This is a genomic window from Peribacillus sp. NPDC046944 (assembly GCF_050272735.1).
In the GTDB taxonomy this organism is placed as follows: domain Bacteria; phylum Bacillota; class Bacilli; order Bacillales; family DSM-1321; genus Peribacillus.
The window spans coordinates 296361-309581 of the sequence record NZ_JBNNML010000005.1 but is presented as its reverse complement, the minus strand read 5'-3'; the positions used below and the strand labels follow the sequence as shown (position 1 = coordinate 309581).

Genomic DNA, 13221 nt, shown 5'->3' with positions numbered 1-13221 from the left:
TTAATAAAGTCGTAAGGTGCACCTATCATAAACGTTTTCAAGTAATGGAAATAAACTAGTGAATTGGCGGAAAGGCGGTAATAAGATGAAATCCCATGAAAGCGATGTGATATCAGTCGTTCGTGAAGGGGAAGATTTTAATCGGGAAGCTTTTCACTCCTATATGCTTAAACATTTAAATTGGTGGCCAAATGAACCGCTTGAAGTGACTCAATTTTCAGCCGGGTATTCCAATTTAACTTATTTAATTCGATGTGGGGAGGCAGAAGTTGTTATGCGGCGTCCCCCTTTAGGACCTCTTCCTCCTAAAGCACACGACATGAAACGGGAGTTCTCTTTATTAGAGAAATTATATCCAGCTTTCCCTTATGTACCAAAAACCTACCTTTTATGTGAAGAAGAGTCGATAATAGGAGTCCCATTTTATATTATGGAACGGAAAGAGGGTTATGTATTCGATGCGAAATTCCCGACAGATTTTACAGCTACAGACGAAAAATCCAAACAAATTTCCTATGCGGCGGTTGATACGCTGGCACAGCTTCACCAAATCGATTACAAGGCTATAGGATTAGAAAACTTTGGACGCCCTGAAGGCTTTGTTGAGAGACAAGTTAACAATTGGTTAACTCGGTTTGAGCGAAGTAAAACGCATGATATACCCTATTTTGATAAAATAGGAAAATGGTTCACTGAGAACATTCCTCATTCACTAGGAGCAACAGTTATTCACAATGATTATAAACTAAATAATATGATGTTCTCCAAACAAAATGTCGGGGAAGTAGTTGGAGTTTTTGATTGGGAATTGGCTGCGATTGCTGATCCTTTATTCGACTTAGCTGCCGCCTTGGGTTATTGGACCCAAACGAATGATTGGGAATCTGTTAAACAGAGTTTACCATCCTTGACGACCTCACCTGGATTTATTACTCGCGATGAATATATACACCGATACTCTTTAAAGACCGGGCAAGATATCCCTCCACTGCATTTCTATATGGCGTTTACTTATTTTAAAATTGCGGTTGTGATGCAGCAAATTTATTATAGATGGTCTCTTGGCCAGACAAAGGACAAACGGTTTGCAACATTGGATCAGTCTATATATAGTTTGATGCAATATGCCAATGAAATTATCGAGACAAAGAAATTTTAATAAGTACATTGCTGGATAGATAGTCACATCCATCTCAGTGGTGGCAATCCCATAAGAGTTTTATCAAAAAGGGAAAACTGCTATTTTTTAAGGAGGTAAAGAGATTGGACTCTCTCTTTGATTTGAATGAAAAAGTGGCCCTTATTACAGGAGGGAGTAGGGGGATTGGAAAGCAAATAGTGAAAGCGTTTTCAAACCAAGGGGCAATCGTTGTCATTGCGAGCCGAAACATTCAACATTGTAACGAAGTGGCAGAAGATGTGATCCGGGAGGGAGGGCAAGCACTGGCCATTGGCTGCGATATAGCGAATTTAGACGAAATTCAAAATATGTTCCAAATGGTAGCGGATACATTTGGAAGGCTAGATATATTAGTAAATAACGCAGGTATCAGTATTACCAAACCTTCCATTGAAGTTACAAGCGAAGATTGGGATGCGATGTTTAATATTAATATTAAGGGCTTGTTCTTTGCCTGTCAGGAAGCAGCAAAAATCATGATAGAACAAGGGAGCGGGAAAATCATTAATATATCTTCCATTGGGGGAATCAAAACTTTTAAACGGATTGCTCCGTATGGGGCCAGCAAGGCGGCGGTCATTCAGTTGACAAAGTCGCTTGCTTCAGAATGGGCTCGTCATGGAATATTAGTAAACGGAATTGCACCAGGGCTCATCAGTACGGATATCAATACAGGAGAAATAGCAGATGAAAGACTCTTAAAGAAGATGCTGAATTTGATTCCACTTAGAAGGCTAGGTCAGCCCTCAGATATTGCCATGATGTCAGTATTCCTAGCATCCAATGCTTCCAACTTCATGACAGGTCAAACGATAAGTATTGATGGAGGGGTAACCTCTGAGTAGTGACTAGTTCACTCTTTTATGAATAAGAAGGTCTTTTGACCAACAGAATATTCTTCTGTTTAAGAAATTAGAAAGGAAGGCTAAGATGTATAAACGTTTTGAAAAAAAGGTAGTGTTAATTACGGGTGCAGGGTCTGGCTTAGGCCGTGCAACAGCCATTCATTTAGCATCTGAAGGGGCTATGCTTTCCCTTGTTGACAAAAACATCGAGGCACTTGAGGAAACAAGAAGCCTCATTACCGAAAAGACGCAGCAATCCCCGGTACTCCTTTTAACAGCAGATGTTTCCGATGAAGAGTTAGTGAAGAAATACGTTGATCATACTATTCGTCGTTTTGAGAGAATTGATGGTTTCTTTAATAATGCAGGGATTGTCGACACAAGTGCGCCATTCGAGGAGTATGATAGCGATCTGTTTTCCAAGCTAATTGATATTAACTTATCTGGCGTGTTCTATGGTCTAAAGCATGTTCTTGCTGTGATGAAAAAGCAGAAAGAAGGATTTGTGGTGAATACTGCGTCGGTTGCAGGCCTTCGGGGACTTTACCATAAGCCAGGGTACGTAGCATCAAAACATGGAGTGGTAGGTCTAACAAAAGCAGCTGCAATCGAATATGCTGAATTCGGCATTAGTGTCAATGGAATAGCACCAGGTCCAATTGCAACGAATATGTTGATCAATAATTTTAAAAATATTAATCCGGAAAATTGGGAAGTTGCAGCTGCTCAACATGCAGATGGAATTCCAGCTAAACGGTTAGGGAGGCCGAAAGAAGTGGCACTCCTTGTTGCATTCCTCCTTTCTGGAGAAGCAGCGTTCATTAATGGTGTTACGATTCCAATTGATGGTGGCCAAGGTGCAAGTCAATATTCCCGTAAAAATTAATCGGTGTGGATGGGGGAATCTGAGAATTATCGGATGTATATAATTTAAATTTTCAAAATATTGACAAAAATGTGAAATTATTATAAAGTTAATTTAAATACTGAATCAGTTTTCACTAAAATAAAACATACAAGGAAATATAATACTGATAAATTCCTCTAACAGTATTAGCTTGACCAAAACAATCGGTTATAATGATAATTGAAACATGATTCACTTTATATGTACTAAGGAGGAATTGCAATGCCCCAAGAGAATCAGAACCTTATTCCAAAAACTAACAGAGGAATTCAAACTAGAAATAAGCTTTTACGATCGGCAGAATATGTTTTTGGGAAAAATGGATATCACGAGAGCAGTGTAACAGAGATTACCCAAAGGGCAGGAGTTTCATTAGGTAATTTTTATACTTATTTTGAATCTAAGTACCAAATATTTGAATCACTACTTTGGGAAATGCAAAGTGAGTTAACAAAAGTCCTACGAAAAAAAACAGCAGGGATAGACAATAGGATTGAGATGGAAAGAGAAGGTTTTAAGGCAATGTTAGATTTTTTAAAAGAAAGACCCTACTGGTATAGCTTATTTCCACAAGCTGAATTTGTCGATAAAGAGCTTCATCGGAAAATAATGGAGGTTTTCGCTGAACCTTATATCAAGCGGATTGAGGAATCAATGGAAATAGGGGATATTCGAAAACTAAACCCAGAAATAATTGTCTATTCTTTTATGGGCATTATGAATTATATTGGTATGAAATGGGTTTTGTGGGATGGAAAAGAAGTTGACGACAAATTATTAGATGAGCTTATGGAATTTGTAAAATTTGGAATTTCTAAGTAAATAAAGATAAGGTACTTTTTTAATAGACTATCATAAATCCTCTTATATTATTTGTATAGCGGATTTATGAGCTAAATAGTTAATGTAAGCGCTTCCTATAAGGGGCCATGCTTATAATTCTGAGTATCTCAATGTTAATTAGAATGGACGCTCTTCAAAAGGAGTTGAATGGGATTTGAAAAGACTAGCCTTAGGTTTAATTATAATCACTTCTTTGTTAGCTGCTTGTAGTAATGGAACGGATGTAACTACATCTCAAGGAGAAAAAGCAACAGGGGTCACGGATACTTCTATCAAAATTGGTGCTTGGCTCCCTCTTACAGGTGGTGTTGCTGCACATGGAATACTTCAGCAAACTGGGATGAACGCTTACTTCGAGATGATCAATGATAATGGTGGTGTAAATGGAAAGAAGATTGAGTGGATAGTGGAAGATAATGCTTTCGACCCACAGAAAACTGTGGCTGCCGCTCGTAAACTTGTGGAGCGGGATAAAGTTTTTGCAGTCGTGGGCTCCAACGGCACGGCACAGAGCGCGGCAACATTTCCCTATTTGCTAGATCAGGCGAAAGTACCTTTCCTGCCGGGACAGGGTGGAGCGAACGATTGGTGGAATCCTGTTAAACCAAATCTTTTTGGGGTTCAGGTGGTATATGAAAACCAGGCACAAGCTTTAGGCCACTGGGCAGCTAAGGAAGGGGCGAAGAATATCGTTGTCGTTCACAGTGACCCCGCAGCGTTTATTAATGTAGCTAAAGCTGTTGAGCCAGGAGTCAATACAATTTCCAAGGAAGCATCTGTTAATCTGCTCCCGGTAAAGTTTGGGACTTCTGACTACGCTCCGATTGGACTCGAGATAGCAAACAAAAAGCCCGATGCTGTTGTCGCTATTTTAGCGGTAGAGGAACTCATTGCTTTTTCAAAGGCATTGAATCGACAGAATCTGGATCTTCCTATTTACACCTACGCACCTAATGTATCAAATGATACGTTAGAACTTGGTGGCAAAGCAATTGAAGGACTAAGGGCGATGTCTTATACGGTGCCGCCAACCATCGACACTCCAGAGGTGGAAGAATATAGGGAAGCTTTGAAAAAGTACGAACCGTCTGCACATCCTGATTTTCAATCCCTATATATGTGGGGAGTCGCTAAAGTCTTTGTAGAGGCAATAAACCAGGTAGATGGGCCTCTTACACGTGAATCTTTTGTTCAGTCACTAAAATCGATGGAGAATTTTGAAAACGGTATTATTCCTCCAGTAACCTTCTCAGAAGGTGACCATATGGGTGTAAAAGAATTACAGCCAGTCATGGTGGAAAATGGAGAATGGAATACTGTAGGGGATTTCATTGATCCTGATAAGGAATGGTAAAGGATAGTCCTTTGAAAATGGCAACAAAGTGATTTTGACCTTTAGCGATCAACCGAAAGATTCTGAACAGCCAGCCTCCAACCTTTTATCCGAAAATAACAGATATCTTTTGGGAGATAATTTCTGAATATTTACATTATTAAAAATATTGGGGGTATGGCGATTGAAAAAGGTGCTATTAGGGATTGCGATGCTGCTATTATTTATAGCTGGGTGTAGCGGTGGAAATGCGGAGAAGACACTAGGTATAACAGAAGAATCCATCAAAATTGGGGCATGGTTGCCGATGACAGGACCTGCAGCTGTTTATGGTAGTACCCAGCGCCAAGGGATTGAGGCTTATTTTGAAATGATCAATGAAGATGGAGGAGTAAACGGAAGGAAGATTGAATACATCACAGAAGATAGTGGCCGGGACCCACAGCAAACGGTTGCTGCTGCCCGGAAACTAATTGAACGAGACGAGGTCTTCGCTATTGTAGCTCCTTTTGGAACTGCACAAACAGAAGCAACTTTCTCATTCGTATTAGATGAAAAAAAGGTACCTTTGTTAAATGTCTATGGAGGACTAGAAAACTGGTATGATCCATCCCGTGAAAATCTTTATGGGGTGATGATTCCATACGAAGATCAAGCTCGTGCTCTTGGAAGATGGGCTGCTAAGGAAGGAGCTAAGAATATTCTTGTTATTCATAACGATCCGGCGGTATACGAAATAGTGGCTAATAATGTGGAACCAGGTGTAAAAACCGTCGAATCGAGTTTATCGGTAGATCTATTGCCGGTAAAATATGGTACGGCAGACTATGCTCCAATTGCCCTCGAAGTTATTAACCGGAAACCTGATGCTATTGTTATGATTCAACCGATTGAGGAATTAATTGCGTTGGCAAAGGCGTTGGATAACAAAAATTTCGAAGTTCCATTATACACATATTCACCTAATGCTTCACTAGATACATTGGAGTTAGGAGGAGGAGCCGTAGAGGGACTTCATGCTATGTCTTGGACTGTGCCGCCTACAACTAATTCACCTGCTGTTAAGGAGTATAGAGAGGTTCTGAAAAAGCATGATCCTGATACAACACCAGATTTCCAATCTCTATTTACGTGGGCTGAGTCAAAAATCTTTGTTGAGGCTCTGAAAAAGATTGATGGAGCACCGACACGTGAAAAGTTAATTAGTGCTTTGGAATCTATTGAAAATTATGAGACAAATATTCTTCCTCCAGTATCCTTTACATCTGACAATCATTTGGGTGTTAAAGAAATTCAACCTGTTAAGGTTGAAAATGGAGAATGGAAAACGGTAGGGGGCTTTATAGATCCGGCGACAGATTGGTAGATAAACTAGAAAAGGGGTGAAGAAATACGATGCATGATTTACTCTCCGTAATTTTTTCAGGACTGGTAAGTGGATCTCTTTATGCACTACTTGGCCTTTCAATCGTTATCATTTTTAGGGCAACAGATGTTGTAAACTTTGCAATTGGAGATATAGCAACTATTGGAGTTTACGTTGCTTTATCCGTGATGGCGTTGGGAGTTCCTGTAATATTGGCACTGCCTGTTACATTCATCGTAGCTGGCATGATTGGAATCGGGGTAGAACGATTTATCATCCGCCCGCTTGGGCCCGGCAGCATGTTTTCAGCATTGGTCATAACAATGGGGTTTGGGTTAGTACTTCAGGCGTTAATTGGGACTGTTTGGGGGTTTACCCCCCGGGCAATCCCTCCAATTATAGATGGTAGCTTTACGTTTTTAGGAGTGGCAATTACTTATCAAAAACTATTGGCTACTGGTCTAGCAATAGTTGCTATGTTGCTCGTTGCAACCTTATTTAACTGGACGCGTATAGGATTAGCAATGAGGGCTTCTGCTGAAGATCACTTTGCTGCCAAAATGGTAGGCATAAAAAGTAGTCGAGTAGCAAGTCTTGCATGGTTTTTAGGATGTGGCTTAGCTGGGTTAACAGCTTTCATTATGGCCGCTGAGACTTCCGTTAGTGTTACCTTGATGGCAATGGTTCTTTTCCGGGCCTTTGCAGGAGTTTTCTTGGGTGGCCTGAACAATATGATGGGTGCAGCAGCTGGCGGTATGATGATTGGGATTATGGATAATTTAGCTGGAAGTTATGTTTCAGCAAGTTTTCGGGACACGATGGTATTTGCCGTAATCGTCGCCATTCTATTTATTCGACCGAGCGGTATACTGGGGGCTAAGGGGGGAGCTAGGGTATGAACAGCCATAACATCTCCGCTCTAGGGCAAAATAGAAAACAAAAAAACACTCAGCTTAGTTTGATTGTTATTGTGGGGATAGCTTTAATAGTTATTCTTGGGCCGGCGGGTCTAGTGGGTTCTTATGTTAGCTACGTGATCAACCTTACACTCATATATGCTATTGGGACTATTTCAATCAGTATGTTGGCGAGTTACTCTGGGATTTGGTCCATTGGACATACGGCATTTTTAGCGATCGGTGCTTACCTAGCAGCAAATTTGAGTGTACGTGGTTTCTCGGTTGAATTAATTATTCTGATTAGTTTTGTGATTACGCTAATAATAGGGTTGATAATTGGTCTCAGCGCGGGACGATTTTCCATCCTTTACATGGCCATTTTAACTTTGGCACTTGGGTTGGTATCAAATGAGGTAATCGGACGATGGCACTCAGTAACCGGTGGGGATCAGGGTATCACGGTTGGTCCTGCTCGCTTGTTATTTTCTGAGGATCCGATTAGTGCTAATAATTACGTAGTGTTAACGACCGTATTGTTCACCTTGGTTTTCCTGCTAGTTACCATTATTACTAAAGGAACACTTGGACGCCGTTGGTTAGCTGTAAAAAGTCAGCGAATGGCATCCATGTCGATTGGATTAAAACCTTCTCTTGAAAACGCGTTAGCTTTTGGGTTAAGTGGTGCCATTACTTCTGTAGCTGGAGTGTCTCTTGCTTACTCCACAATGTATATCAGTCCCGAAGCCTTTACAATAGCGATTGCTACAAACCTTATGCTCTGTACAGTAGTTGGAGGGGTGGGAAGTATTGGCGGTGCTATGTTAGGTGCAATGTTCCTGGTACTAGTACCTGAAGTAGCTCGAGAGGTACAGGGGATTTCTGGGTATGTATTTGGCTTTGCAACCATTCTTGTATTGTTATTTTTGCCGGAAGGAATTGTACCAGGTATTTTAAAACGCCTAAAAAAGAGAAGTAAGATGATTGTGAAAAAAGAAGAACTTGTTGCTGCTACTTCGGAAAATGCTCTAATAGAATTTCACGAAAGTGAACATCTTCATTCATTAGTGGAAGGATTCTTAAACCCAGCAACATCCAATTTGACGGTTTCAGATCTTAGCGTATCTTTTGGAGGTGTTCGTGCTCTAAATCATGTTAGTCTCGATGTTCCAGCTGGGAGTGTAGTAGGTCTGATTGGCCCAAATGGTGCAGGGAAAACTACTCTGTTAAATGTTTTGAGTGGGTATGTTAAACCTTCAAGTTTTGAAGGCCTGCGCTTTGGAAAAATCAATTTAGCACAGTTAGCGCCTTACCAGCGAGTACAGCATGGATTTGGCCGTACCTTTCAACATGCTGAACTATTTACAGAACTCACTATCGAAGAAAATATTATTCTAGCAGCCCAACAAAGCCATAAAGTACTAAATGGCAAAGGAAATAATAAAGAACCACTTAAGATTGCTGAAAAGTTAATTGATCAGCTTCGATTACGGCCATATGCAAATTCCTATCCAGCGGAGGTACCTTTTGGTGTCCAAAAGGTTACCGATATTGTTCGAGCTTTGGCTACTGGTGCACAAATCATTGTGATGGATGAACCATTTTCAGGACTAGATGCAGATGAACGCAAGGAGGTACGGTTAATCCTACAAGTTATGAAACAAGCTGGAGTCTCGATTTTAATTATTGACCATGTGGTACAGGAGGTACTGAGTATTGCCGATCAGATGGTGGTACTGGACTTTGGAAGTGTACTTGCAACAGGAACCCCTGATGAAATTAAAAACAATCCAAAAGTGCTGGAAGCTTATCTTGGTTCTGTACTACAAGATGGTAAGGAGGACTTAACCGATGATCACTAATATAGTAGCAAAGGAATTGTGCCTTGAAAATGTAACACACCGGTATGACGGAGTACTTGCTCTTCAAGATATTTCCCTAGAAATTGAAAGGGGTAGTTTTACAGCTATCCTAGGGCCAAATGGTGCAGGTAAATCTACACTTGCTCTCATCTTAGGTGGAATGCTTCGCCCAACGTCTGGTTCGGTCACTGTGAAACAACATAAGGGTAAACAATCAGGTGATGGATTCATCGGACTTGGAGTTGTTCTGGTTCCTGAAGGACGCCGATTATTTAATTCGATGACAGTGAAAGAAAACTTGCTTATTGGAGCCTATGGCTCCGGTCAATCCAAAGTCGAGATGATGAGAAGCTATGAGGATATACTAGAGTTTCTGCCAGAACTGAAACGCCATCTAAATAAACCTACTGGACTTTTAAGTGGTGGCGAGCAACAGATGGTTGCGGTTGCCCGGGCAATAATGGCCCGACCCGATACCATTATTTTGGATGAGCCATCTTTGGGATTGGCACCTAAAATGATTGAGAGAATATATGAAATTATCTCTGAGCTAAATAAACGGGCATTGACGGTAATCGTCATTGAGCAGATGGCTACCTATGCACTGCGGAATGCAAAAAACATGGTTGTACTTGAAGGTGGAAGTATTCGATATCATGGTTCTGTCACTATGACAGCTGCAAGTGAGGTCTTACAAGAGGGATACTTTGGAACAAAGTAACATCAAATGGGGGTGGGAGTGTGACAAAAATTGCTATTGTTACCGGTGCTGCCCGGGGAATGGGGAACGGGATAGCTATCCGGCTAATAGAAGAGGGGTACACTGTAGTTGCCGCAGATGTGGATAAAGTAGGCTTGGATCTTCTTGATGAGAAGGTCACAAGGAATGCTTTAATTAAAAAAGTAGGGGATATCGGAGATCCTCAATTTATTAAACAAATGGTAAGTGAGTTAGATTCATCTCAAATCGAACTACTAGTGAATAATGCTGGTGTCCGCTGGCCAACTACCGTTTTAGATGCTACCGATGAGGAATGGGAAACCACGATGAGGGTGAACCTAACGGCTCCATTTTATCTCACTAGGGAAGTCGGAAATGCATGGAAAGCTGCTGGTCGCGGGGGTTTAATTATTAATATTGCTTCTATTGCGGGTTTAATGGGCTTAAATAATCGAGCAAGTTATTGTGCTTCAAAAGGGGGGCTTATTGCTTTAACAAAAGCGGCAGCAATGGATCTTGCGCCAGCAGGGATCAGAGTGATTGCGATTTGTCCAGGTTTTGTTAACACTTCCATGACTGTTGAGAATGCTCAAGATTATGTAAGGGACTACGTTCCAATTGGGAAAAGTGGCAAGCCTAATGACATTGCCCAGGCAGTCGTGGATTTAATGCGTTGGGAAATCGCAACAGGAACCATCATTCCGTTAGATGGGGGATTAACTGCTGGGTTCCGCTGGTAATGCGCTAGAAACAGAGGAAAGGGGTTAGTGAATTTGACAGATGAACAAATGTTTCTTGAATATGATCTGATTGTCATCGGAGCAGGCATGGCAGGACTTTCTGCAGCCGGCCGTGCGGCAGATGCAGGCGCAAAAGTATTAGTGGTAGAAAAAGCGTCAGAGATTGGTGGTTCTGGACAACATGCAGGATTCCTTTGGACAGTTCCTGATGAACGGGTACTTAGAGGATGGGATGATGGAGACCCACATTTGGCTCGTGTTGTGTTGGAAAATTTTCCAGAAGGAACAGAATGGATGCGCAGCCGCGGAATGTTTCAGTCGGGACCGACACCTGTTCTTCATGGACTCGGTTATGCGTTGAATGTAACTGGGCATCTTCAGGATTGTACAAAAATGATTCGGAAGGCGGGTGGTCAAATTATCTTAGGTGCATTTGTTGAAGAGCTAATTTTAAGTCCTGAAGGGAGGGTAGAGGGAGCACGGATTCTCGATGATAACGAATTAATTGAGGTAAAAGCAGAATGGACTCTAATAGCTACAGGTGGTTTTCAGGCAAATCCTGCTCTCAGGGCAGAAAAAATCCACCCAAACGCGGCAGGTATTGCCCTGAGGTCTAATCCTAACAGTACTGGTGATGGAATCCGCTTAGGACTTCAGGCAGGATCAACATGGGCTGGTGAGAACCCAGGTTTTTATGGACATTTGATAAGTTCACCAGCCTGTCTTAATAACCCATCACTATTTACCCGACTCTCCCAATATCATAGTGACTATTCGCTCCTATTTAATGAGGAAGGAGTCCGGTTTACCGACGAGAGTCAAGGGGATTTCCGCAGTTCAAATGAGTTGGTGTTTCAGCCAAATGCACGTGGATTGCTTGTCTGGGACGAACATATCCAACAGGAACATGTCTTAAAGTCATTTGTCCATGGCGTTGAAGCGGAGGATAGGTTGCAGGTGGCTCTTCAACATGGGGCACTTGGGATAAAGGTAAAGGAGATTACAGAATTAAGTGACATTGCTGCTCAATGGGGATTTGATGGGAAGACAGTTGTGCAAAGCATCAAAGAATACAATGAAAAAGTTGTTTCATCCCCTGAAAAAATCAACCCTTCACGTGCTTATGATCTTCGGCCGTTGGACAAGGCACCCTATTATACACTTGTTGTGGAACCAGCCATTACATTTACTCATGCTGGTCTTCGAATTGACGATCAGGCTAGAGCACTGAATTCAGAAGGGAAGCCGATTCCAGGACTTCTCGTTGCTGGAGCGGATACTGGAAATGTTTATAAACGTGGGTATGGCGGTGGGTTGGCAATGGCCCTCGGATTTGCCTTGCAAGCTGTAAAGACAGCAGGATGGATTGTACCAAAAGTAAGTAATGTGTAAAAGAAATTCATAAGCTTTTAATAGACTTCTATAGTTGTATAGTTAGTAAAAAAATTTATATAGAGGAGAGTGCAATATGTATAAGTTTATTGAATATCAAAAGGAAAATAACGTGGCGACACTTTGGTTGAATCGTCCAGAGAAAAAGAATTGCATCAACTGGGAGATGTTGAACGAAATGGCGGATGCCATCGGGGAGGCAGAAAATGATGATGAGATATTAGCTCTAGTCGTACGAGGACGCGGGGGCACATTCTGTGCAGGGGCAGACTTAGATATGTTGGATGCTGACTTTCTGAAAACAACTGTTTCTTCCATGAACATCGCAACCTTCTCCGCAAAAACTTATGACCGATTATTTAATATGAAGAAACCAACCATTGCAGTCGTCGAGGGTTATGCCGTTGCAGGAGGTTTTGAATTACTGATTTCCTGTGACTTTATGATAGCGGCTGATGATGCCAAAATCGGTGACTTTCACATTCGCCGAGCATTATTTGGCGGGGCAGGTCCCATCTATCGCCTACCAAGATATGTTGGCATGAGAAGAGCGAAAGAATTAATGTTAACAGGGAAATTGCTAAGCGGTGTTCAATGTGCCGAATGGGGACTTGCGAACGCATCCGCTCCTAAAGAAGAACTAGATCAAGTGGTAGAAAACTTCTTAGGTGATTTAACTGACAAAAGCCCATTCGTTATGTGGATTACGAAAATGTCAGCAAACCGCGGTTTAGATGCGGATACCGATACATTGATGGTGCTGGAACATCTTGCTTGTAATGTTGTGCATCAAAGTGAGGATGCAAAAGAAGGAGTTCAAGCATTCCTGAACAAACGTAAACCTGCATGGACAGGAGTATAAAACTAGTAAATTTCTTTTGAAAAAATATCACTTCTTGGCCCTTACCTCTATGGTTTTAACTTTAAAAGAAAGTAAAAAAGAGAATGCCTGCCTTCAAGTATAGTAGAATTAGTTTTCTAAAATATTTGAATAATATAAAAATGGAGAGTGATATCATGTATAAATTCATTCAATATCAAAAGGAAAATAACGTGGCGACACTTTGGTTGAATCGTCCAGAGAAAAAGAATTGCATCAACTGGGAGATGTTGAACGAAATGGCGGATGCCATCGG

Annotated in this window: 12 protein-coding genes; all 12 read left to right on the top strand. The window is 41.4% G+C overall.

Going from position 1 to position 13221, the window contains the following annotated elements; translation table 11 throughout:
• The first annotated feature begins 85 nt into the window (after nucleotides 1-85).
• The 12 genes from ACQKIC_RS11970 (at nucleotide 86) to ACQKIC_RS11915 (ending at nucleotide 12947) form a co-directional block, all read left to right on the top strand.
• Nucleotides 86-1159 carry a phosphotransferase family protein gene (locus tag ACQKIC_RS11970; RefSeq protein ID WP_402868826.1) on the top strand — a complete coding sequence of 358 codons (1074 nt, stop codon included), beginning with the start codon at nucleotides 86-88 and terminating at the stop codon, nucleotides 1157-1159.
• A gap of 104 nt (nucleotides 1160-1263) precedes the next feature.
• On the top strand, nucleotides 1264-2025 hold the full coding sequence (locus ACQKIC_RS11965) for an SDR family NAD(P)-dependent oxidoreductase (protein WP_402956949.1): 762 nt from the start codon (nucleotides 1264-1266) through the stop codon (nucleotides 2023-2025).
• An 85-nt stretch (nucleotides 2026-2110) separates the two neighbouring features.
• On the top strand, nucleotides 2111-2911 hold the full coding sequence (locus ACQKIC_RS11960) for an SDR family oxidoreductase (RefSeq protein WP_402868823.1): 801 nt from the start codon (nucleotides 2111-2113) through the stop codon (nucleotides 2909-2911).
• 243 nt (nucleotides 2912-3154) lie between these two features.
• Complete coding sequence (locus tag ACQKIC_RS11955) at nucleotides 3155-3754, top strand: TetR/AcrR family transcriptional regulator (protein WP_402868821.1); 600 nt, start codon at nucleotides 3155-3157, stop codon at nucleotides 3752-3754.
• Between the two features lie 175 nt (nucleotides 3755-3929).
• A complete protein-coding gene (locus ACQKIC_RS11950; protein WP_427591185.1) occupies nucleotides 3930-5129 on the top strand; it encodes an ABC transporter substrate-binding protein in 1200 nt (399 codons plus the stop codon).
• A gap of 172 nt (nucleotides 5130-5301) precedes the next feature.
• On the top strand, nucleotides 5302-6474 hold the full coding sequence (locus tag ACQKIC_RS11945) for an ABC transporter substrate-binding protein (RefSeq protein WP_402988812.1): 1173 nt from the start codon (nucleotides 5302-5304) through the stop codon (nucleotides 6472-6474).
• Between the two features lie 29 nt (nucleotides 6475-6503).
• The gene (locus tag ACQKIC_RS11940) at nucleotides 6504-7373 is read left to right on the top strand and encodes a branched-chain amino acid ABC transporter permease (protein WP_402868818.1); all 870 of its coding nucleotides are present in this window, start codon (nucleotides 6504-6506) and stop codon (nucleotides 7371-7373) included.
• The gene (locus ACQKIC_RS11935; protein WP_402988342.1) at nucleotides 7370-9232 is read left to right on the top strand and encodes a branched-chain amino acid ABC transporter ATP-binding protein/permease; all 1863 of its coding nucleotides are present in this window, start codon (nucleotides 7370-7372) and stop codon (nucleotides 9230-9232) included. Before ACQKIC_RS11940 ends, ACQKIC_RS11935 begins: the two co-directional genes overlap by 4 nt.
• Entirely contained in the window at nucleotides 9222-9953 is a 732-nt protein-coding gene (locus tag ACQKIC_RS11930) for an ABC transporter ATP-binding protein (RefSeq protein WP_402868813.1), read from the top strand. The genes ACQKIC_RS11935 and ACQKIC_RS11930 overlap by 11 nt, the downstream gene beginning before the upstream one ends.
• Before the next feature lie 20 nt (nucleotides 9954-9973).
• A complete protein-coding gene (locus ACQKIC_RS11925; RefSeq protein WP_402868810.1) occupies nucleotides 9974-10693 on the top strand; it encodes an SDR family NAD(P)-dependent oxidoreductase in 720 nt (239 codons plus the stop codon).
• Between the two features lie 33 nt (nucleotides 10694-10726).
• Nucleotides 10727-12085, top strand: coding sequence for an FAD-dependent oxidoreductase (locus tag ACQKIC_RS11920; RefSeq protein ID WP_402988346.1), 1359 nt, complete (start codon nucleotides 10727-10729; stop codon nucleotides 12083-12085).
• Nucleotides 12086-12161: 76 nt separating this feature from the next.
• Nucleotides 12162-12947 (top strand): enoyl-CoA hydratase/isomerase family protein, encoded by a 786-nt coding sequence (locus tag ACQKIC_RS11915; RefSeq protein WP_427591189.1) that lies wholly within the window; start codon nucleotides 12162-12164, stop codon nucleotides 12945-12947.
• Nucleotides 12948-13221: the final 274 nt, after the last annotated feature.

Bases quoted from the DNA above. Each gene is read 5' to 3' on its own strand.
- ACQKIC_RS11940 (WP_402868818.1), top strand. From the start codon at position 6,504: ATGCATGATTTACTCTCCGTAATTTTTTCAGGACTGGTAAGTGGATCT.
- ACQKIC_RS11930 (WP_402868813.1), top strand. From the start codon at position 9,222: ATGATCACTAATATAGTAGCAAAGGAATTGTGCCTTGAAAATGTAACA.
- ACQKIC_RS11970 (WP_402868826.1), top strand. From the start codon at position 86: ATGAAATCCCATGAAAGCGATGTGATATCAGTCGTTCGTGAAGGGGAA.
- ACQKIC_RS11935 (WP_402988342.1), top strand. From the start codon at position 7,370: ATGAACAGCCATAACATCTCCGCTCTAGGGCAAAATAGAAAACAAAAA.
- ACQKIC_RS11915 (WP_427591189.1), top strand. From the start codon at position 12,162: ATGTATAAGTTTATTGAATATCAAAAGGAAAATAACGTGGCGACACTT.
- ACQKIC_RS11960 (WP_402868823.1), top strand. From the start codon at position 2,111: ATGTATAAACGTTTTGAAAAAAAGGTAGTGTTAATTACGGGTGCAGGG.
- ACQKIC_RS11955 (WP_402868821.1), top strand. From the start codon at position 3,155: ATGCCCCAAGAGAATCAGAACCTTATTCCAAAAACTAACAGAGGAATT.